The sequence below is a fragment of the Pedobacter faecalis genome (assembly GCF_030182585.1).
GTDB classification, from domain to species: Bacteria; Bacteroidota; Bacteroidia; order Sphingobacteriales; family Sphingobacteriaceae; genus Pedobacter; species Pedobacter faecalis.
Map to the genome: position 1 here is coordinate 575,975 of NZ_JARXOW010000001.1, position 21,949 is coordinate 597,923.

The 21,949-nt window shown below is 48.5% G+C and carries 20 protein-coding genes and 1 riboswitch; of the genes, 12 read left to right on the top strand and 8 right to left on the bottom strand.

All coding sequences use genetic code 11. The annotated features are described in order from the left end of the window. Positions 1 to 16 precede the first annotated feature (16 nt). Positions 17 to 1,165: a glycoside hydrolase family 88/105 protein gene (locus tag QEP07_RS02530; RefSeq protein ID WP_285008384.1), complete on the bottom strand. Its 1,149-nt coding sequence runs from the start codon at positions 1,163 to 1,165 to the stop codon at positions 17 to 19. A 104-nt stretch (positions 1,166 to 1,269) separates the two neighbouring features. On the opposite strand from QEP07_RS02530, the gene QEP07_RS02535 reads away from it, so the two are divergent. Then, positions 1,270 to 1,758 (top strand): hypothetical protein, encoded by a 489-nt coding sequence (locus QEP07_RS02535; protein WP_285008385.1) that lies wholly within the window; start codon positions 1,270 to 1,272, stop codon positions 1,756 to 1,758. A 24-nt stretch (positions 1,759 to 1,782) separates the two neighbouring features. Here QEP07_RS02535 and QEP07_RS02540 read toward each other — a convergent pair whose 3' ends face one another. Beyond that, entirely contained in the window at positions 1,783 to 3,390 is a 1,608-nt protein-coding gene (locus QEP07_RS02540; protein ID WP_285008386.1) for a tetratricopeptide repeat protein, read from the bottom strand. 98 nt (positions 3,391 to 3,488) lie between these two features. Continuing rightward, the gene (locus QEP07_RS02545; RefSeq protein ID WP_285008387.1) at positions 3,489 to 4,205 is read right to left on the bottom strand and encodes a tetratricopeptide repeat protein; all 717 of its coding nucleotides are present in this window, start codon (positions 4,203 to 4,205) and stop codon (positions 3,489 to 3,491) included. 94 nt (positions 4,206 to 4,299) lie between these two features. Here QEP07_RS02545 and QEP07_RS02550 point away from each other — a divergent pair, with 94 nt between their 5' ends. Then, positions 4,300 to 4,671, top strand: a complete 372-nt coding sequence (locus QEP07_RS02550) for a YtxH domain-containing protein (RefSeq protein ID WP_285008388.1) — start codon at positions 4,300 to 4,302, stop codon at positions 4,669 to 4,671. Here the strand turns inward: QEP07_RS02550 and QEP07_RS02555 are convergent. Beyond that, entirely contained in the window at positions 4,668 to 5,813 is a 1,146-nt protein-coding gene (locus QEP07_RS02555) for an MFS transporter (RefSeq protein WP_285008389.1), read from the bottom strand. The genes QEP07_RS02550 and QEP07_RS02555 overlap by 4 nt on opposite strands. A gap of 62 nt (positions 5,814 to 5,875) precedes the next feature. After that, positions 5,876 to 5,963: riboswitch (TPP riboswitch) on the top strand. Positions 5,964 to 6,028: 65 nt separating this feature from the next. Here QEP07_RS02555 and thiS point away from each other — a divergent pair. Genes thiS through QEP07_RS02595 form a run of 8 tightly spaced genes read left to right on the top strand, consistent with a single transcriptional unit; the run spans position 6,029 to position 12,830 of the window. Then, the gene (thiS, locus tag QEP07_RS02560) at positions 6,029 to 6,232 is read left to right on the top strand and encodes a sulfur carrier protein ThiS (protein WP_285008390.1); all 204 of its coding nucleotides are present in this window, start codon (positions 6,029 to 6,031) and stop codon (positions 6,230 to 6,232) included. A 17-nt stretch (positions 6,233 to 6,249) separates the two neighbouring features. After that, entirely contained in the window at positions 6,250 to 8,049 is a 1,800-nt protein-coding gene (gene thiC, locus QEP07_RS02565; protein ID WP_285008391.1) for a phosphomethylpyrimidine synthase ThiC, read from the top strand. A gap of 21 nt (positions 8,050 to 8,070) precedes the next feature. After that, complete coding sequence (locus QEP07_RS02570; protein ID WP_285008392.1) at positions 8,071 to 8,691, top strand: thiamine phosphate synthase; 621 nt, start codon at positions 8,071 to 8,073, stop codon at positions 8,689 to 8,691. After that, entirely contained in the window at positions 8,667 to 9,419 is a 753-nt protein-coding gene (locus QEP07_RS02575) for a hydroxymethylpyrimidine/phosphomethylpyrimidine kinase (protein ID WP_285008393.1), read from the top strand. Before QEP07_RS02570 ends, QEP07_RS02575 begins: the two co-directional genes overlap by 25 nt. A 5-nt stretch (positions 9,420 to 9,424) precedes the next feature. Beyond that, a complete protein-coding gene (locus QEP07_RS02580; RefSeq protein WP_285008394.1) occupies positions 9,425 to 10,069 on the top strand; it encodes a thiamine phosphate synthase in 645 nt (214 codons plus the stop codon). Between the two features lie 3 nt (positions 10,070 to 10,072). Then, on the top strand, positions 10,073 to 10,834 hold the full coding sequence (locus tag QEP07_RS02585; protein ID WP_285008395.1) for a thiazole synthase: 762 nt from the start codon (positions 10,073 to 10,075) through the stop codon (positions 10,832 to 10,834). An 8-nt stretch (positions 10,835 to 10,842) separates the two neighbouring features. After that, on the top strand, positions 10,843 to 11,961 hold the full coding sequence (thiH, locus tag QEP07_RS02590; protein WP_285008396.1) for a 2-iminoacetate synthase ThiH: 1,119 nt from the start codon (positions 10,843 to 10,845) through the stop codon (positions 11,959 to 11,961). A gap of 26 nt (positions 11,962 to 11,987) precedes the next feature. Further along, the gene (locus QEP07_RS02595; RefSeq protein ID WP_285008397.1) at positions 11,988 to 12,830 is read left to right on the top strand and encodes a CvfB family protein; all 843 of its coding nucleotides are present in this window, start codon (positions 11,988 to 11,990) and stop codon (positions 12,828 to 12,830) included. On the opposite strand, the gene QEP07_RS02600 is transcribed toward QEP07_RS02595, so the two are convergent. From QEP07_RS02600 to QEP07_RS02615, 4 genes are read right to left on the bottom strand one after another with little or no spacing between them, the layout of a single operon-like run. Continuing rightward, entirely contained in the window at positions 12,827 to 15,424 is a 2,598-nt protein-coding gene (locus QEP07_RS02600) for a BamA/TamA family outer membrane protein (RefSeq protein ID WP_285008398.1), read from the bottom strand. The genes QEP07_RS02595 and QEP07_RS02600 overlap by 4 nt on opposite strands. A 2-nt stretch (positions 15,425 to 15,426) precedes the next feature. Beyond that, the gene (locus QEP07_RS02605) at positions 15,427 to 17,796 is read right to left on the bottom strand and encodes a GAF domain-containing protein (protein WP_285008399.1); all 2,370 of its coding nucleotides are present in this window, start codon (positions 17,794 to 17,796) and stop codon (positions 15,427 to 15,429) included. A gap of 8 nt (positions 17,797 to 17,804) precedes the next feature. Then, complete coding sequence (locus QEP07_RS02610; RefSeq protein WP_285008400.1) at positions 17,805 to 18,668, bottom strand: SdiA-regulated family protein; 864 nt, start codon at positions 18,666 to 18,668, stop codon at positions 17,805 to 17,807. A 1-nt stretch (position 18,669) separates the two neighbouring features. Then, positions 18,670 to 19,884, bottom strand: coding sequence for a Pycsar system effector family protein (locus QEP07_RS02615; RefSeq protein WP_285008401.1), 1,215 nt, complete (start codon positions 19,882 to 19,884; stop codon positions 18,670 to 18,672). Positions 19,885 to 20,014: 130 nt separating this feature from the next. Here QEP07_RS02615 and QEP07_RS02620 point away from each other — a divergent pair, with 130 nt between their 5' ends. Together QEP07_RS02620 and QEP07_RS02625 are read left to right on the top strand one after the other, a co-directional pair. Beyond that, positions 20,015 to 21,670: a S1 family peptidase gene (locus tag QEP07_RS02620; protein WP_285008402.1), complete on the top strand. Its 1,656-nt coding sequence runs from the start codon at positions 20,015 to 20,017 to the stop codon at positions 21,668 to 21,670. A gap of 24 nt (positions 21,671 to 21,694) precedes the next feature. Then, a complete protein-coding gene (locus QEP07_RS02625) occupies positions 21,695 to 21,910 on the top strand; it encodes a DUF6965 family protein (protein ID WP_285008403.1) in 216 nt (71 codons plus the stop codon). Positions 21,911 to 21,949 lie beyond the last annotated feature (39 nt).

Consider the following 21,949-nt stretch of genomic DNA (forward strand, 5'->3'; position numbering starts at 1 on the left):
TTTGTGTGTTTCAAAGCTATTTCAATAAAGCAAAGGCGCACCACAGTACCGGGGCCTGACCGTGCATATCGCCTGTAATACGCTTTCTGTCCAGATAATATTGTCGGCTGTTCTCTTTGTTTGTACCCTGACAAACCTCGCGGACGTCGCCATTGGGCTCGATGTATTTGGTTAGTGCGATCCAGCCTTTGCGGGCCACGAGCGCATATTCATCGGCGTTAAGCCAACCGTTTTTTACCCCGGAGATCATGGCGAAGGTAAACATGCCCGTGCCCGAGGTTTCTGGCCAGGATTCTTTATCGTCGACCAATTGAAGCCACATGCCATCGGCAGTCTGGTATTGTTTAAGACTGGCCATCATGGTTTGAAATGCCTTCAGGATTCTTGGACGGTCCTTGTTGTCCGCCGGCAGCGAAGTAAGCAGTTCGGTCATGCCGGCAGCCATCCAGCCGTTGCCCCTTCCCCAAAAGAATGGTACATCGGGGGCATGATAAAACAGGCCGTTCGGTCGCTGTATAGCGTCGAGGTAAACCACCATTTCTGCCGCTGCGCGATCGATGTATTTACGGTCGCCCGTAGCCCGGTATGCCTGGCACTGCATGTTGTTGATCATGTACATATCGTCGATCCACATCCGCGTTTGCCAGGTTAGCCCCTTATCCATCAGCGCTTTGTGCTCTGGTTTGGCATTCTTCGGCAAAGTCCATTGCTGGTCGGCAAACCATTTCCCCATATCGAGGTAAATTTCGTTTTTCTTCTGCATGTAAAGCTCGAGCGGTATGGAACCGAAAACGTTCGGGTCGACATGATCCGGACGCGGCTGCAGGCCCTTCTTTTCGTACAATAGCGGACGGAAACGATCATCGAGCTTGTCGGTCAGCCCCCGGTTGTTAGTAACAGCGCTGTATTTAAGCGCTCCGTACCAGGTACATACCTCTGAATAAGTAATAGAGCCCGGAGGTGTTGGAAAGCCGAAATTGGTATGCGGTGTTTCCAGGTAGTGGGTGGTAAGCAGGTATCCCACTTCTTTCGGGTCTGAACCTTTCGGCCAGTTTTTGAACGCCTTTTTTTGAGCTATAGCTTGTCCATGTACGATTGAAGATATAACAATGGCAGAAATGAGGATGATCAGTTTGTCGGTTTTCATGTTCGTATAGCGGTTCATTTGGTTGCAGATGCGCCTGCAATTTAATAATCTAAATCTTTTTTGGGATTATGTATATCGATTTTTTGGCGTAACATATCTGCAACTTGTGTTACTTTAGTGCTATGAAAAGATCGTGCGTTTTATCTTTATTTCTTTTGTTTGCATTGCCGGGTTTCGCCCAGCAGTTGCAGCCCGGTTCGGCTATGCCCAGAGGTGTGTTTTATACGCTGGATGACAAGGCATTTTCGACGGATCAAATTCCAAAAACCAAGAAATCGCTTATTATGCTGTTTGATGCCACATGCGAGCATTGTCAGAAAATCGGTGCTTCGCTTTCCAAACGTAATACCGAGCTGGCCGACATCAACATCTATATGGTTACGCTGGATGAGCCGCGATCGATCGACTATTATTTCGGTAAGTTTGCCAAGCCGCTCCGCGCGATGAAGAATGTGACGATTTTGAGGGATAAGGATATGGTTTTTATTCCCTTGTTTCGTCCGAAACAATATCCTGCGCTGTATTTGTACGGCAGGGACAAGACTTTGACTTTCTATTCGACCAACGAAAAGGACGTACCTAAGTTTTTTACGCTGATAAAGCAGCCTTAGCTTTTGGCTGACGGAATGGACGTTCTATCGCTTTCTGGTTTCTTCCAGTTTTTGTCGATAGGCCTTGATCCGTTGATCGAAATCCTGTCTTGGCGTGCCCGATGCAGTTAAAATCCGCTGAGCAGACTCTAGTGTGGCGATTGCTGTCTCATACTGGCCGTTTGCCGCGAGGGCGTCTGCATACTGGTTGCGGTATTCGAAATGCTGGGGCTTTTGCGCAACAATCTTGCTAAGTACGCTCAATTGGGTGGCATCGCCCTTTTTGGCCCGCTGGGACGCTGCAAAAACTAATGCATCGTCCCTCCTGTCGCGGAGGTATGTGGAGATTGTCGCCGCCTTGCTGACATAGGCTTCGGCTGCCTTGATGGCCTCTTCGGTCTGACCGTTTCTGAAATACAGCTCCCGGAGTTGCCTGTGAACGGAGGCGAGTTCCTGGTAGTCGGTTTCCAAGGATATGGCTTTATGTAACCGTTCGGCCTGCTGCGCAACGGTAAGCGCGAGCAGATTGGCCATTGCGGTGTAAACAGGCGCATAGTTTGGGTCAATTTTACGCGCACGATCCAGCCAGGACGCTGCTTCTTCGACGTTATTCTGTTGCTTCTTGAGCGCGGCCATTCGAATATATGCCGGAAGATACTGGCGATCATATTGCAAAGCGGTATCCACATATCGAATTGCGGCGTCGTTGGACGGCGCTTTCTGACTGAGGTTCAGATATACCTGCGCCCAGTTGGAGGCCATGGCCTTATGATCGCCAGCCTGGTATGCCCTTTCTTTGCTGACAAGTTTATGTATAAAACTGAACATTTCCGGGTCTTTACGCTGGAGGTCGGAACGTGTGTTCATCGATTTAAAATCGAGGGGATGGACTTTAACGGCTTCAAAATATGCAGGGTATGTTTGCGCGAAGTATTCGCTTTCATTATTCTGGGAATAGTAATCGAGCGTACGCCCCTCCTCCATGGCTTTATAATAAAGTGCGCGTATTTTCCGGTTTTCCTCGTCGGTAAGCACGGTACCATGAAACAGATGAACATACTCATGGAGCAGGACGTTCCGTTCGCCGAAGGCGCCCTTTTCGACATATTCTATCCCGGCGGCGCCGCTGCCCACGCCGCGGATGTCCATCCACTGCCGGTTATCGAATGTTGTCATAAACCGGAACGAGGGTGACTTCATGGCGATAGCCAGGTCGTGATGCAAGGGCGGGATGCGGAAAGACTCGCCTTGTTTGGCTAGAAAGGGAAAATAGACGGTCGCCGTGTACAATTGGTTCCAGACCATTGCCTGTACGGTGCGGCCTGGATAGTCAGATATGTTGGGAAAGACCTGATGAAATGTTTCCGGATTAATGAGCAGAAAGTTTTTTAGCCGGCTTTGAATGGCATCGTAATTTTCCTGGAAGGGTATCCGACGTGACCTGATGACGCTGGCAAGGCCATTGTGAGCGGGGCCATAGTGCGGTTTATTCAGCAGTATGCGAGTAAAAATAGCCTGTGCGGAGTCTAACGCAAGCCTGCGGCTGTCTGCAAAGTTGAGGTAATATATCGAGCCGAGGTACATATCTGGGAGCTGTGAGGCAGGGTATTTCTCCTTTACTTTGCGGGCGACGTGAAGGGCTGAGTCGATCAAATTGCGTCGCAAGTATTCGTCAGCAGCATAAAGTTGGCGCGAACAGCTGAATCATCCGGCCGCGCATAATCTGCATAAGTCAGGTTGGTATGTCCGTTTCAGAAATGCCAGTGAGTTTGGTAATGCAGGGAATCTATTGCGAGTGCCAGGTCCCACTGGGCAGCCATTGCGTTGAGCTGCATGGCGTCTCCCCTTCGCCAAATGGCATAACCATAGCTAAAGCGTGCATCGGCGTTTAATGGATCCAGTTGCAATGAACGCTTAAGCGGGCCCTCAGCTTTGTCTGGCTGTTGGTTCCAGAAACAGGCATCGGCCTCTAAAAGATAGGCAGCTGCATTTTCAGGGAATTTCTGCTGGAGATCTTTTGCTATTGTTAAGGCTGAGGTATAGTTTTTTTGTAAGATAAGCACCTTGCCCTTCAGCAGGAGCGCGGCCGGGTGTGCAGGATGCCTGTCCAGGATCTCTTTTGCGCAACCCAGTGCATTCTCGAGTCGCCAGCCTGCTATCTCTAATTTTCCTTTCAGCAATAGTGCCTGATCGTTTGCCGGGTTTTCCTCTAGCAGCCTGTTGACAATAAGCGCTGCATTGTGGTAAGCATTGTTGTCAATTTCCTGTTCCGCGAGAATAAGAAGGCGCTTCTCGGAGTTCTCTGGTAGCTCCTTGAGCATACTTCGAACGGAATCGGCTTTGTTTTTGAGTTTTAGCCTGATCATCCGGAACTGCTCCTTGCTGGTGTTGTCGGGATCATTGTACTGCCCGCTGGTGCTGGTTGCGAAAATGAACGGGATCAGCAGTATCGTCAAATGTAGTCTCATAGTCCAGATTATCCACCAATATAAAAAAAATGGTGTAGAACAGACACTATGGTACGTTTTATGTTAGGTCTAATTACGAACAAAAACCTCTATTATGAATTACAAGAAATTAATTAACAGCCATTTATCAAAAAGTACCTGCAGCACGTCGACTGCCGTAGTGGGATTGGTAGCAGGATTGGCCGTAGGCGCTGCGCTTGGAATATTGTTTGCACCTGATAAGGGAAGTGCGACACGGGAGAGACTGACCGACAGGGCGCTTGGCCTGGCCGATGATGTGAAAGACGGACTGCATTCGCTTAAAGATACGATCAGCACCGGAAAAGACAGTCTGGTTGGTCTGAAGGATGATGTGATCGAAAAGGTGAAGACTAAAGCAAGCAGTATCTCCCAGGAGTATAAGGATTTCAGGGAATCGGAACTGAATAAGTCGGCCGCAACCGACGCTGATACCGGGCAGGCTTAACTGCTGATCTTGGCCTGGTGGTTGAAGAAGGCCCTGGTTATGGGTATAAGCAGCAATCCGCACAGTGCGAAGATGACAAATGATATACGCAGGTTGAATGCATGGGCCAGGTAGCCGATAAGCGGCGGGCCCAGCAGCATACCTGTAATCGAATATGTGGCGATCACCGATATCGCCATTCCTGGTGAATACTTTTTAGAAGCGCCTGCCAGTGCATAAGACATGGGTATAACGGCTGCTGTTCCAAAACCGACCAGAGAAAAGCCGATCATGGCTGTCCAGAATGCGGGAAAGATGACGGCCATACTGATGCCCAGAACGATGCAAACAGCACTCATGATATATGTTTTTGGCATCCCGAAACGCGCAATGATGATGTCGGACAAAAACCGCGAGGCGGCCATAAAGGTCATGAAAATCAAGTATCCGTAGGTGAAGATGTCGACCTTTACAACCTGCTGGAAATAGATGCCGCTCCAATCGAACATCCCTCCTTCGCAGATGGCGCACAGAAACACAACCATGCCAAGATAAAATATATAGGGATCTGGCTTCTTGAGATTTAGCTTGTTTCCCGACTGCGCGCGATCGCCTGCCAGTAAGAACTGGTAAGCGTAGATGGTGAACAGTACCATCACGCCCCCTACTACAGCGAAATGTACGGTCAGCGACGTGCCGAGCGATAGCAATAAGGTGGATATGACAATGCCGGCGATCCCGCCGATGCTCCAAAAGCCATGAAATGAACCGATGATCTTATTCTCAAATCTCTTCTGCAGGGTAAGCGCCTGGGTGTTGACCGATATATTGAATACCCTTGTTGTGAATGCAAACAGGGTGATTGCAACCACCAGCGTAAAGACATTATGAGCCGTACCGATCAGCAGCAGGCACAAACCGTTTAACGCAAAACCTACGGCGAGCGGTACGCGGCTATTGTATTTTGAGACCAGCCATCCGGATATGGGAAGGCCAAGCAGTGACCCTACGGGCATGGCGAGTAAAATTGTGCCAAGTGCCGCCTCATTCAGATCAAAAGCCGTCTTTATCGTTGGAATTCTGGACGCCCAGGTGGAAAAACTTAAACCGGACGCAAAGAAAAAAAGGCTTAGAAACAGGCGATGTGTGCTATTGGAAATCATAGGGGGAAATGCTGCCGCAAATGTACGATATTTGGTATTTAAAAATTATATACTAGCTTTACAAAAAACTTTAGGGGTGCCTTGTGCTGAGATATACCCTTTGAACCTGATGCAGTTAGTACTGCCGAAGGGAAAAGTGAAAGCAATCCGCTTGCTTTATTTTTGTCCTGTTTAAGGATTCTCCCCTACAGTTTTCATGATTTAACCTGTTTAACATGGAAATTACTGTAAACCAAAAATCTTATCAGCTTGATGCGACTTGTTCGGTAAGCCAAATGCTGGAGCAAGTGTTTGATGCTGGCCCGCGCAATATTGCTGTGGCCGTAAACCAGACTGTTGTGCCCAGACATGAATGGCCCGAAAGGCTGTTAAACCAGGGCGACCAGGTGATGATCGTTAAAGCTACCCAAGGCGGATAACCTTAATCTTTTAGACTATGAGACAAGAAAAAGTTCCAAATGAAGGACTGATCAGCCGGACGCCTTTTCCTGCGTCGCGCAAAATTTATGTAAAGGGCGAAATGTATGACATCGACGTGGCCATGCGTGAGATCACGCTGACGGAGACAAAGATCCATAATGGTTTTGGCCTGACTGAGCCGAATGCACCTGTAACTGTTTATGATACAAGTGGTCCGTATACAGATCCTGAAGTAGAAATTGATGTTCGAAGCGGTCTGCCGCGACTCCGCGAGCAGTGGATACTAGGCAGGCAGGATGTGGAGCAGCTGGATCAGATTTCGTCTGATTACGGACAGATGCGGCTGGCTGATGAAAAGCTGGATCAGTTTAGGTTTAAGCATCTGGCGAAGCCTTTGAAAGCCAAAGAAGGGCGCAATGTATCTCAAATGCATTATGCCCGTCAGGGTATTATTACCCCGGAGATGGAGTACATCGCGATACGCGAAAATCAGCGGACCGGTGGACATATTACACCGGAATTTGTGCGCGACGAAGTAGCCCGTGGTCGAGCGGTGATTCCCTGCAACATCAATCACCCGGAACTGGAGCCTATGATTATCGGCCGGAACTTCCTGGTGAAGATTAACGCCAATATTGGAAACTCTGCGGTTACTTCTTCTATTGAAGAAGAGGTCGAGAAAGCCGTATGGGCTTGTCGCTGGGGCGCAGATACGATCATGGATTTGTCGACCGGCAAGAACATTCACGAAACGCGCGAGTGGATCATCCGGAACTCTCCTGTACCGATCGGGACGGTTCCGATCTATCAGGCGTTGGAAAAAGTAAATGGTAAGGCTGAGGATCTGACCTGGGAGCTTTTCAGGGATACGCTGATTGAGCAGGCTGAGCAGGGTGTAGATTATTTTACGATCCATGCTGGTGTGCTACTGAGATATATACCGCTGACAGCCAAGCGCGTGACGGGTATTGTTTCGCGTGGTGGTTCAATTATGGCCAAGTGGTGCCTGGCGCATCATAAGGAGAATTTCCTCTATACGCATTTTGAGGAGATCTGTGAGATTATGAAGGCTTACGATGTGGCTTTCTCATTGGGCGACGGCTTAAGGCCAGGTTCGATTGCAGATGCAAATGACGCGGCCCAGTTTGCCGAGCTGGAAACGCTTGGGGAGCTGACGAAAATAGCCTGGAAGCATGATGTGCAGACGATTATTGAGGGTCCGGGGCATGTACCGATGCATCTGATCAAGGAGAATATGGATAAGCAGCTGAAGCATTGCGATGAGGCGCCGTTTTATACGCTCGGGCCGCTTACGACCGACATTGCTCCTGGGTATGACCACATTACTTCGGCGATTGGTGCCGCGATGATAGGCTGGTATGGTACGGCAATGTTGTGCTATGTGACGCCGAAAGAGCATCTGGGCTTGCCGAATAAAAAGGATGTGAAGGACGGGGTTATTACGTATAAGATCGCGGCGCATGCTGCTGATCTGGCTAAAGGTCACCCCAGCGCCCAGCATCGGGATAATGCGCTAAGTAAGGCACGGTTCGAATTTAGATGGGAGGACCAGTTTAATCTGGCTCTTGATCCGGATACTGCGCGCGAGTTTCATGATGAGACTTTACCTGCGGATGGTGCTAAGGTTGCGCACTTCTGCTCTATGTGCGGTCCGAATTTCTGCTCGATGAAGATTACGCAGGATGTGCGTGAGTATGCTGCTAAGCAGGGCGTTGAAGCAGAAGAGGCGCTGGCTAAGGGTATGGAGGAGAAATCGAAGGAGTTTAGTGAAAAGGGCAGCGAAATTTATTTGTAGGTTAATTGCCAAGGATAAAGCATGGAACTGATCGTGATTTCCAGTCCCGCTGAACTTGAAGCTGAAGCGCCGCTGATTAACCGGCTGTTTGAGGCTGGTATGCAGTTGTTTCATCTCAGAAAGCCGGGTCTGCCGCTGGCGAGATACCGGGATCTGCTCGCTGGAATAGACGCCGCGTTCCATGACCGTGTGGCACTGCACCAGCATCATGAACTGGGCGATGAATTTGGCATCCTCCGTTTGCATTTGCCCGAGCTGCAGCGAAGGGAATTAGATGCGAACGGCTATCCTTCGCTTTACAAGGATAAGTATTTGAGTACTTCGGTGCACAGCAGAAAGGATCTTGGTGCGATGAGTCGTTTTGAGTATGTCTTTTACGGGCCGCTGTTCGACAGCTTATCTAAACCCGGTTACCGGGGAATCGGTTCAAGTAACATAGTGATTCAGGCCGCTGAAGCGCCCGGCGTTGAAGCTGTGCAGCCGCGCCTGATCGCTTTGGGGGGAATTTCGGCGACTAAACTGGGTGATGTGCAGATGATGGGCTTTGATGGAATTGCTGTACTGGGTGCTATTTGGAACGTGCCGGCCAGAAGTCTGGATAATTTTAATCACTTGAAATGGGAAACAGACCTTATGCGTTGACGATAGCCGGATTGGATCCGAGTGCAGGGGCCGGACTTCTTGCCGATGTGAAATGTTTTGAGCAGCATGAGGTTTATGCTTTCGGCGCGTGTTCGGCGCTGACTGTGCAAACGGATGATTGCTTTATCCGAAATCAATGGCTGGAAGCTTCGGAGATCATTGCCCAGGTGGAACCGCTTGCCAGGAAATTTAAAATTGTTGCCTGCAAGATCGGGATCATCAAAGATTTGCATGTTTTGCTGGAGGTAACGGCTTTTCTGAGACATGTGAATCCGTCGATCTATATGGTATGGGACCCGGTGATATCGGCAAGTACAGGTTACCAGTTTCATCCAGACCAGCTTGATGTCGGGTTGCTTACTGATGCTCTTTATTCTATTGATGTAATAACACCTAATTATGATGAAATACAGCTGATTAAACCTATTGTGAGTCCGAAAGAAACCGCCTGCGAATGGTCAGAATACTGTGCCGTACTGTTAAAGGGCGGACACAATCCGGAACAGCCGGGTACCGACTACCTGTATATAAAAAATGAGGCGGTACCGATTGAGCCGGCTCTTGCAGAGTTGCCGGCCAAACATGGATCGGGTTGCGTCTTGTCGGCCGCCATCACGGCTAACCTGGCTTTGGGGAATTCGATTGAACGTTCGTGCAGACTCGCTAAGCATTATACAGAGAAATTTCTTGCCAGCAACCAGACGTTGCTTGGATACCATACGACCTAAATATTATGATTGATCAGTTACATTATATATCGAACGCTAGCGATTCATTGTCAACCCTTAATGCAATTTCGGATGTCCTGAACGCAGGCGGAAAGTGGATACAGCTTCGCATGAAGCATGCGGCTGTAGAAGAGATACTCGAAACGGGTGTGAAGGCGCTGCAACTGTGCAATGAATACGGTGCAAGGCTGATTGTAAATGACCATCCCGAAGTTGCGCGACGAATTGCTGCTCATGGTGTGCATTTGGGCCTGGCCGACATGCCGGTTCCTGAAGCCAGAGCGCTACTCGGTCCTGATATAATTATTGGCGGTACTGCCAATACGATCGAAGATATCCGTCGCCGCGCCGCTGAGAAGGTCGACTATATCGGCCTTGGGCCCTATCGGTTTACCGGTACAAAACAAAACCTTAGTCCCATACTGGGTTTGGGAGGCTACGAAAATGTAATGCAGCAAATGCGGGATGAGGGGATCACAATTCCGGTTATTGCTATCGGCGGTATTATGCCAGCCGACATCCCTCAGCTAATGTCGGCTGGCGTTCATGGAATAGCTGTGTCATCTGCGTTGACAGGTGCCGGTGATCTTCGTAGCCGTCTGGCAGAAATGAATGAACTAATAAAATCTTTCAAACCTGTTTTACAATAAGATATGCTTAAGGTAGGAAACAAAATATTTAAATCCAGGTTGTTTACCGGAACAGGCAAATTCAGCTCGACCAGCGAAATGGCGGAGGCAATTCTGGCTTCCGGATCGGAACTTGTAACGGTGGCCTTGAAGCGGGTTGATCTGCAGAATAGCGAGGATGATATCATCGGACATTTGAGACATCCACATCTTAATTTGCTGCCGAATACCTCGGGTGTCCGCAATGCAAGAGAGGCCGTTTTTGCCGCCCAAATGGCACGTGAGGCTCTGGAAACCAACTGGATCAAACTGGAGATTCATCCGGATCCGAAATACCTGATGCCAGACCCGGTTGAGACACTGCTGGCAACGGAAGAACTTGCGAAGCTGGGCTTCATTGTGTTGCCCTATATTCACGCCGATCCGGTACTATGCAAGCGGCTCGAAGATGCAGGAACGGCAGCAGTAATGCCTTTGGGATCGCCGATTGGCAGTAACAAGGGCTTAAAGACGGTCGACTTTCTGGAAATCATCATCAGTCAGAGTCAGGTGCCTGTGATCGTCGACGCTGGGATCGGCGCGCCTTCCGACGCTGCGAAGGCTATGGAGATCGGCGCAGATGCTGTCCTGGTGAACACCGCCATTGCTGTTTCCGCCAATCCGGTCGGCATGGCGGAGGCCTTTAAACTCGCTGTAGAGGCAGGCAGAATGGCTTTTGAGGCAAAGCTGGCCCGTACGAACGTACAGGCGGTGGCAAGTAGTCCCCTTACCTCCTTTCTTGATTGATTTATCGCATGGATAGCACGTTTAAAGATGTATTTGGCCGGTATGACTGGGATGTTGAGAAGGCAAGTATTTACAGCAAGACTTCGGTCGACGTTTCAAACGCCCTGCATGCGGTAAACCCCGGGCTGGAAGATTTTAAGGCCCTGATCTCCCCTGCCGCCGCACCCTATCTGGAGCAGATGGCAGCTTTGAGTCAGCAGCTGACACAAAAGCGGTTTGGCAAGGTCATTCAGCTCTACGTACCTCTTTATCTTTCCAATGAGTGCAACAATATATGCACCTATTGCGGCTTTAGTCTGGATAATAAAGTGCGACGCAAGACATTGACACCCATCGAGATTATGCAGGAGGTTGCGGCCATTAAGGAAATGGGCTATGAACACGTGCTGCTGGTAACAGGCGAGGCTAATCAGTCGGTACACACGGGATATTTCAAACAGGTTCTGAAACTGATCAAACCCCACTTCTCCCAGATATCGATGGAAGTACAACCCCTTGATCAGGCGGACTACGAGGAATTGATTCCCTACGGACTGAACTCGGTGCTGGTTTACCAGGAGACTTATCATAGGGAAGATTATAAAAAGCACCACCCAAAAGGTAAAAAGTCGAATTTTTTGTACCGGCTGGAGACTCCCGACCGACTTGGATCGGCCGGCATTCACAAAATGGGTTTGGGTGTGCTGATTGGTTTGGAGGACTGGCGCACAGATTCTTACTTCACGGCAATGCACCTGTCTTACCTGGAGAGAAAGTACTGGATGAGCAAATACAGCTTGTCTTTTCCACGATTAAGACCCTTTAGCGGCGGCCTTGAACCGAAGGTGGTGATGAGCGACCGGGAGTTGCTGCAGCTGATCTGTGCTTACCGGATCTTCAACGGCGAGGTGGAATTATCGCTGTCGACCCGCGAATCTGAGCTGTTCAGGAACAATGTGATTAAGCTGGGAATTACTTCTATGAGCGCGGGCTCCAGGACCAATCCGGGAGGATACGCAGTTGAACCGCAGTCGCTGGAGCAATTCGAGATCAGTGATGAGCGTACTTCGGATGAGATTGCACGAACGATTATAGATAAGGGTTATGAGCCGGTTTGGAAGGATTGGGATAGAAATCTGGTCGTTTAGCTAAGCAATAATGTTACCTTTGCAAAATGGCAGCAATAGGACAATACAATGATCTCCGGGTGGTCGAGAAATCGGATTTAGGCTTTATTTTGACGGATGGTGAGGATAAAGTGCTGTTATCCTATCATGAGGCGCCAAAGCATGTTGCTGTCGGCGATAATCTGAACACCTTCGTTTATCTGAATAAAGAGGGCCAAATGGTAGCCACAACGAGGCGACCGAAAGCCTGTGTAGGAGATTTTGCTTTTTTGACCGTTGTGGATGATTCTGAGGACGGTGCCTTTATGGATATCGGTATTGGCAAGGATATTTTTGTGCCGCGCCGTGAGCAGAAACGCCCGATGTTTAAGGGCGACAGGCATGTGGTGTATGTGTTTCTTGATGAGCGGAACGGCCGGATGACGGCTTCGTCTAAGCTGCTCGACTTTGTGGAAGAGGATGATATTGATCTGGAAGAGGGCGACGAGGTAAGTTTGCTGATTGCGGACCAGTCTGATTTGGGCTATAATGCGATCATCGACAATAAATATATCGGATTATTATATAACAACGAGTTGTTCGAAAATATTGCCCCAGGTGAAACCAGAAAAGGCTGGATCAAAAAAATCCGTGTGGAGGGCAAAATTGACCTGAGTCTGCGCCCGATGGGTTATGGGCATATTCTTGATACTAAAGACACCGTTTTAGCTGAACTTAAAGCAAGCGGCGGTGTGATTTCCCTGGGCGACAAAAGTGACCCGGATAAGATCTACGATCGTTTTGCAATCAGCAAGAATGCGTTCAAAAAGGTGATCGGCGGCTTGTATAAGGACAGATTGATCACGGTATCTGACCATGAGATCAGGCTGGTTGACCAGGAAGGGGATTAAAAGTTAAACCCGACTGATATGTATGGTAATGTGGCTTCTCGCGAGAACCCGACGGTCGCCTGCAGCAACAAGACCTCCCCTGGCATCAGGTAAAGGCCGCCGCCATAACCATGGTGCCATCTGTCTGATTGCTCACCTTTTTCCCAGACCCGGCCTACATCATTGAATCCGATCAGTCCGACTGTACCTGGAACCAGATAGGAAGTAAAATTGAACAATTTTAGCCGCATATCCAGGTTGTGGTAGGCCATTGAAGTTCCGGTAAATCGCCTGCTGTTGAAGCCGCGCAGACTTGATGATCCGCCGAGCTGCATACGCTGGAAGAAGGTAGGAGCACCAATTACCGTTCCGCCGCCGATCCTGTTGGCCAGGACAAGCCCGGAATTATTTGGATTGATGTAAAATCGAAACTCTGAATGAACAGATGCATAACGGTCGCTCCCCTTATCTAACTGTTGCTGGCCGACGATGGATGTCTTCCAATATATCCCGCTTTTTGGAATGGCAGGATTGTTTCTGGAATCGTAGGTGAAGCCGGCAACAAACCCACCATAGTACTTATCAGCGAATATTTCCTCTTCAGGGTTTACTGCATCGTAATCGGCGAAGAAACGCTCGTCATTGCCCCATCGGCTGCTGGTGTACCGGGATCCTAGAATACCGGCCTCAACTTTAAACTGCTTGCTGAGCGGGCGGCTCAATCTGAGATCTATGTTCAGATAGTCATACCTGTTTCTGTAGTAAGAGATGCCATCTTCGCGGCCATACAGCTCTTCGTCCTCGTCGTCCATATCCAGATATACGGTATTATTGCCGATGCCGAAGAAGTTATTCAGACCATTGGGACCGAGGAGATTTCCGTGAATAAGCAGGTCGTTTTTTCCGATTGCCTGTTTGAACGTACTTTCGTAGTCAAAAATAAACGATTGGCGTCCGGTAGAATAATTGGCCCAGAACTGGTGTTTAACGGCAAAGGGTTCGAGTCTGAAGCCCTGCTTCTCTATAATGTAACCCAGACCGAGCTCAAAGCCACGGTCGATATTATAATTTAAGCTGAATAAAGGGCCACTACGGTCGTACAAGAAGCTGTTGCGGTCAAATTTGTTCACCAGCGTATCCTTCGATAAGCGGAATTTGGCATACCTGCGCTCGGGCAGTTCGTTGGCCTCATCGGAGCGGTCGTAGATAAAGGCCTTGTTTGCAGGCTGACCAGCTACGTCGAAACGGTCTTTTCCGTCGCCGCCAATTAGCCTGACTTTTATTGGGGACTGATCTGCACCGCTGATATTGAATACATCATCACCAGCCAAACCGAACAACCTGATTTCTTTCGTTATTGCAGGATCAAAGGTACGCTGATAGACGAGCCTGCCCTTCTTTCCTTCCTTGTTGATGTTGTTGACGACAACTTCAATATATCCGCCAGCGGTATGCCGAATCCCGAAAATCTCCTTTTTATCAGATGCCGGTACGTCTACATATATCGATAAAAACCGGTAGTATTTTTCTGCCAGCGAGTCGAGTTTATTTCTCCTCGACCTGAAATTGTGCACAAGCTCTTGTCCGCCAAGGCTGAAAATGGTATCCGGCATTTTGCGGAAGGCCCGGTCGACAACCGCGTCTGTAAGATGTTCCTGTACATATTGAACCTCTTCCTTCCAGGTTTTTAAATCCAGCTCATTTAAAAAATAACGATCGAAATAGCGTTCATTGAAATTCCAGTGCTGAACATCGCGAATATCCGGACTATATGGCTGAAGATGCGATTTGAGCCATTGGTGGTTTAATATCCATGGAAAAACACCCGATGTCTTATAGAAGACCTTGTCGCGGTCGCGCGGAACCGGAATATAAGTTGTTTCGCCCTTCTTTTTATCGGCGAACCAGCGCCAGTTGTCCTCGTGCCGGTCCCAGTCGCCCAACAGAAAATCAAGCAAGCGGGCCCGGAGTGTCAGGCGCTGATCTGCCCGGGTATCATTATCCTCTTCTATTTTGCGCTGCGCCTTGAGCGTGTTATCGGTTTCATCCTCGTAAGGTGATCGGGGTTCAAGTAAATAAACGGCGTTAGCAAACTTTTCCCGGTATTCTCCAAATACGGGGTCGTCGCCCACATAAACAAGTTCAGGTACTACATGGGGAATACCTAATGCCGATGCCAGGGTGGGAACGACCAGTGCGCCAAAGGGATGGTTGGTAGACACCTGGTCTTGCGCGATTGCCTTGGCTATGGTTGGCCTCAGACTTTCCGGTAGGCCCTGCTCGGGGTATTTCTGCACCGTACGCAAGGCCCACTCCTGTCCGGCTGTATCAACCAGTCGAAGTGAACGCGTTTGCATGCCGCCGCCGAGCTTGACGATTTTGAAACCGCCCCGCTCCTTTCCCAGTTCGATGATACGGATCTTTACTGGTGTGGCCCATACCTTGCGGTAACTCTCTCCAAGCCAGAACCGGTGAAATCCGCTCACCCGATCGTATTCGGGACCTACGGCTACCTCAATGGAATCGTTTGCCGGGCGATTTTGAGCAGATGCACTGCTGAGGGCAAGGGATAGTACACTGAAGGCAAATAACGCGGGGAAGATTCTGCGAGGCATATTTACTTCATTGAGTTGTTCAAATTAACGCTGACTCTGAGCGCTTTAAGACCCTCTACACCCTGCAGCTCTTCAATCTCCAGGCGTTCAACCTCTTCGCCCAGCAAGTTTTGCTTTTGAAGCTTTTTGATATAGCGCATATATTCCTGGGCCTCAGAATGGTTGAAGTATACAATCGCGATTTTGCCGGGCTGGGTTAAGCGTTCTGTTGTATTCTTTATGTGTGCTTTATCTATTCGCTTCTTAACCATCTGGTAGCGGATATTGTAACTGCCCTCTACATCGAAGCGTTGCTCGTCGATCCGAAAACTGACATCAATTGGCTTGTCGTAAACAAATATGAGTTGTGTGGTTTCCAGCGGAAGCGAAAAATATGGCCCAAGATTGTTCGTCGTTTGCGCTATTTCAGCCAGCACACGGAGTTGTCTTAGCCTGAAGGCACCCAGAAGTTCGTCCCTGAAAGGCACGTCGGGGGCAATTGACTGACCCAGATATATGTCGAATTCTACACCATCGGTCCTGAATTTTTCAAAATAATTCGGATAAATGGCCTGGAGTTCAGCATTGAATTCGTCCAGGTGACGGGTGACTGCGAGATTAATCATCTGCATGCTCTTTTCGTACCGCTCCCTGTTGTCAAATATTTTGCTTTCGGGGCCGGATTGCAGAAAATACTCCGAAACCGCACCCTTAAGCTGCGGATGCTCAGCACTTAGCTGCCGGAGGGCTGCAGGTATTTGTCGCTGCAGGTAGTCTTCGGTTTTCAGGATCTCCCTATCGGATAGCTCGTCGACTTGCCTGTAGTCCCAAATACAGTCGGATTGCGGCAGATCGTGATCGCAAAGCGCAACTGTTTCCCCAATCTTTCGAAGCGTTTTGTCGAGCAGTTCGAACTGCAGGGTAAGATCTTTTCGGATGGCCGCATTACGCTGAATGCTGGAATTACGAATATCTATAGCACCGTAGAAGGGAAACACATCACGGAAAAATATGGACTCGACCGGCAAATTACGCTCGCGGGCACCGGACTGCATGTAGTGATAGGCAGCCTCATTGAACCGCCACTGTATGGCCGGCTGGAGTGCCGTAAATTTGTCGGTAATAATATCCTGGATCTCGTTATTGAAATCGGTTATGATGTTGTGAAACAGCTGAGCAAGCAACGGAAAGGCCCGCTCGATCTTAGTCAGCGTGTGACCGTTAAATACTTTTCGTTCGCGCGTATAGAACTCCAGACAGCCTACCAGCTTGGCATTGTAATATAAGGGGAACAGTGCATAGGATTTAATGCCCTCTTCGCCCAGGAGTTGCAGCAAGGGATAGTTTTCCTGTTCTTCCTTTGTAATTTCAGGAAATATGAGCGTGCGCGGTTGCTTCAGGTAATCTTCAATAAGGCGGTGGACCTCTTTTTCATCCAGTTCGCGCTCGCGCGCCAGCTGTACAACGATGCTCTTGAAACCAGAATGCTCGTTGATCATGAGTTTTTTGTTCAGCTGCAGATAGGGCAGCATACCAAAATCGGCCTGATCTGTACCCACCAGCGCCTTGAGCGCAACGTTAATGGCTTCGCTATGCTCCGCTTTGCGCGACTCGTTGTGCGCAATAATCAGGTTTTTAACTGATTCAAGAATATACTCTGCGGTGACGTCTGTTAAGCTGACGATGGATATGCCCTCAATCTTAAACAACTGAGGCGGGATGAGCTTTGTAAGAATTTTAAGGATATTTCGCTCGTCCTTAATATCGTCTTTAACATCCTTCAGATTATACTCCGGAAGTTTTGCCTCGGTGCTTATATCTAAAAACCGGGTGTCTACGTCCAAACGGTAGTACTTGAGTAAGTGTGTTTCCGGATCTATAATAGAATGAATAGAAGATTGTGTATTCGTTAAAGAGAAATTATAGTACTTCTCCATGACGAGGTTGTAAAATGATGACAGCAGCTCCGCTTCCATTTCCTTTTTTGGTGGCAGCGTAAGGTCGTGTTTTAGGTTACAGCGGTTTGGCTCCATAAACACGCTGTAAAAAGCATCCGTTCCGTAGTGGAATAGGCCAGTTAGCGGGGTACCGATAGCCCAGCACTGATTCTGTTCATCATTTAGAATAGGCGATAAAGAAGTGTGGATCAGTTCAAAAAGCGGCGCATACTTTGCAGCCTGGTCGGCAGCAATTGGCCGCCGCAGTTCGGGAAATTTTTCAAACTGTTCTAAGATGTACTTGTAAAAATTGACCTTTGCCGTTTTTTCAACCTCCACCCTCGCCTCTACATACCTGATAAAAGGGTATAATGACAAGTGTATTTCTGCGCCAAGCAGATTATTTCCGCTAGTAGGCTCAGTATGTGTGTTGAGATTTAACGTGATAGCTTGCATGGCGTTCTTTACCTGGCAAAGTTAATAAATTTTAAAATGTTGCCGTCTGTGATCTCATCGCCCTCATTTGAGATGTATAAGTTCATATCCTTGTCGAACGCAATGCCTTCGGGCTGATTGAAAACCGATGAATTTAGATGGTGGCCCTCTTTAATTGACCAGTTCGGGTCGGTTACGATCAGCAGTTTGTTGGCTGAGAGCAAAACATACCATTCCCCGGTGTCAGGTTTTTTTGCCATTGCCGAGGGCGACGGGCGACCACGTAATTTCAGATTTATCTTTTTAAGTTGCTCCAGATCAATACTGAACTCATCATCGAGATAAAGGGAGTCGGCCTGCTCCAGATAATTGAAGATGTAGCCGCTCACGCGCTTCGTCTTTTTGTCTTTAGCACAACTTTTACATAGAACGTATAGCTTGTTTGTTGCCGAATCGGCAAACAGGCTCTCGTACTCACCTTTCGGAAGTAATGTGCGGTATTCTTTGACGTTTTCTGCAACTTTCTTCTGCGCTTCTGAACGCAGGAAGGAGTAAAACCTGCCATTGCTTTTAAGCACAAATATCCGCTCACCTAGCATGCCTATATCCTCAAAATCGCCGTTCTTGGCAAACTTGGTGTTTTGCTGCTTTTTGATTCCCCAGGCTTGTCTGAAGAGTTTCCCCTCTTCGTCTTGTATACTGTAGATGGTGTCTGCCCTGCCATTATAGAGTGCAATGCCGGATATTTCAAGCAGACTTGATGGCATCTTGAACTTTTCCGGCTTGGTGAGATCATAGCTGCCAGGCGATGTAGCCTTAGGGCGGGCGCATGCTACAACAAAAACCAGCGGCGCTATGACTGAGAATAGGATCAGCGTTTCGATTCTTCTCATGCTAAATTGCGACTAAATAGGCCGCTGTAATGAATGCGAGCACGGCAGCCACTATGCCAAACATAAACACGTTGTATGCGACGCGTAGTAAACGGTATTTGCGCCCCAGGACGACACCCTGAGCATATACGTCACGAATCAGGCTTCCATAAAGAAAGTCCCTGTCGCCCATCATTTTAACCATTCCTTCTTCATAATCCAGCAAACTCATCCGGTAGAAGTTCCCGAAGAAAAGCAGGTTTACGCGTTTCGCCCTGATGTCCTCATTTGTAAATACGCCTTCCGGAATAGACGGACGTGTAGCAAGTATGGAGAATACCATGGTAACCACGCATATAATGAGCAAGAGCAATGTAGGGATGATCAGGTGTGGATTATCCTCCAACTTCCGAAGTAGCAAACTAAGTATAACGGATAAAATGATCGAGTTTGTCGAAATCATGATATGCGCTTTGTTATCGGCCATATCACTTAATCGCTGATGGTTTGCCGAAGTGATCCTGAACATGGTTTCTATACCACGCTCTGGTTTATCGCTTTTATTTTTTTTGTCACCTTTAGACGAATTATCCTCTGCATTCCATGGCAGCAATTGCGACAAATCCCCCCCTGCTTTGGCTACGCCGTTTTCCAGTTCAGCAAGGTTGGCTCTTTTGCCCTCGTTCAACAGTTTACGGCAAAATTCTGTATGGTAGGTGTGCGCCTTAAACAATGAAATGGTTTTATTTTTCCATTCGGCCCGATCTATACGGCTTCCCGAGCATGCCTCAGCTTCTTTCCGCATGAGCTTGTTCCTTACCTTGAAGTCAGGACCTCCTAGATGGAACAGGTCGGCATCGCACACGATTTCCTGCAGGAGGTTTTGCGGCTCCTGAGGCATTTTTGTCGCCATAATACAGCCCTGCACTTGTGCAACGGTATCGGTATCAACCTGATTCGCAGTCAGGAAGTCTCCAGCCATTTCGGCCCCGCTGGCTTCGTGGTCCTTTCTATTAAACAGATATCCCAGATCGTGGAACCAGCAGGCCGACAATACAATAAACCTGTCCTTGTCGTCGAGGTTATAGTGCGCTACAATGCGCTGAGCGTTTTCTACAACCTGTTCGGTGTGACTAAGATTGTGGTATACAAGACGAAGATCGTTATGCGACTGAAAGAGTCTGATGACGTGCAGGCGGAGCAGGTCTAATACTTGACTATATTGAGTGTTTGCCATATTAAAATACGCCGGCTGTTGCGACGTTTACGTTATAAAGATGCCTGTTTTTAGTTGAAGATACTGCACAAAAATGTAAAACTGTTAATTTGTTATTCGCCGGCGGACTACCGAATATGTTACTTTTGCAATGATGAGAAAATATTTTTGTGCGCTGGCACTTCTTTCACTGGTGTTAAACGTTGCGTTTGCCCAGTCGGCAGACCTGAAAAAGCTTGAAGACATAACAACAACCGCGATAAAAAAAGCATATGCAGCGAGCGTGCGCTGCTATGGTTTCGATACCGTTAAAAAGCAACAGAACAGCTCGCAGTTCAGTGCTGTATCGGTGAAAGATGGTTATATCCTGACGGTGGCACATGCAATAGTTCCCGGCAACACCTATAAGATCCGTTTTGCTGACGGCAGGGAAACAATAGCTGTAGCCCTTGGTGAGATTACAGATCAGGAACGTCAGGGACTTCCAGATATGGGTTTAATGAAATTGCTGGAGCCGGGAGACTGGCCGTATGCCGAGATGGGCTGGTCGTACAGTTTGAAGCGCAACGAACCCTGCATCAGCATATCCTATCCGGAAACCCTAAACTTGTTAACGCCTACAGTCAGGTTTGGCCGCATTACCAATCCGGCAGACGAATGGGGTTTCGTGGTATCTACCTGCAAGATGGAACCGGGTGATTCGGGTGGGGGTCTGTTTGACTACATGGGGCGGGTAATTGCGCTCCACAGCAGGATAGCCATGTCTGAAGATGTGAACTTTGAGGTGCCGGTAGACAAATACAGGCAGTATTGGTCGGCCCTGCTGAAGCGCGAAAGCTACAAGCAGTTTCCGGCTCAGCAGGATGAAGTGGGCAAAGACCCGGAACAGGGAAACATTCTGATATTGCCATATCTTGAAACGCTTCCAACTGAATTACAACACGTTGACAGGCGTGCCGGCGAGCGTGTTATACGTATTAGAAGTGCTGTTAATGGTTCCGAAAGATACGTTTTGGGCACGGTCTTCAATTATAAAGGGAAGACTGTTATCGTGAGCAAAAGTTCCGAAGTGGGTGATGCGCCCGAGTTGATGGGGAATGGCAAGGGCGACCAAGGATTGAGGGTTTTGAAGAGAGATCATTTTAATGATCTGGTTTTGTTGCAGGCGAAGTCTAAGATGAAAGCAGCATTTAAGCTGGATAGCCGGAAAGAAACGGACTCCTTAAGTACGGAAGATACAGGTCGCTTTCTCCTGAGCCCGATTCCTTCGGCACCTGCCAAAGTGAGTGTGATAAGCGCTTCCGGTATTTATTTACCCCGAAAGTACAGCGTTGGCTATTTCGGCGCAGGCGCAACTTTCATAGAAGAGAAAATCACCATTACCCGTTTCGGGCCGTCCAGTCCGGCAGCTAAAGTGCTGAAGCTGAAAGACCATATCACGCAAATAAACGGCGTTATAGTCAGCTTGCCTCCGCATTATGGGGCTGAACTTATGAAATACAATGCCGGTGATACCATCAGCATAGATGGGATGCGCGAAGGTGTACCTTTTCATGTAAAGGTAGGTCTCACCTCGACGCCGGCTATGAGCGATCATCCGGCCGAGCACTTTGCTGGTGGAAAAAGTCGCAGGCCCGACGGGTTCAAAGGGGTTTTTATACATGATGCTGCGCTAAGACCTGAGGAATGCGGAGGTCCGGTCCTGGATCGCGAAGGTAACTTGCAGGGCATCAATATCGCGCGGTTCAGCAGGACTGCTTCGCTTGCGGTACCCCTGGCAATAGTTAAATCATTCATCGGGATATAATGATCCTTTTTTTAATTTTGAAGCATGAACGCAGATGAATATGAGGCGGCTTTCCACGGAATAGATTTGCCAAAGGAAGTAGAGTTGTTTCCCGGAAGCTATGTGCCTGATGTGCGCTTCTTCCTTGATGCACAACTTAATTTGTTGAGACATTTGGGGACCGAGCGTCAGCGAGACGCAGTCAGATACCGCCTAAACCGCCTGCTGGAAATTATTAATGAAAATAATGAAAATTCCTGAATCCTGCTGACAAACTGTTGTCACCCGCCCTTTTTTTCT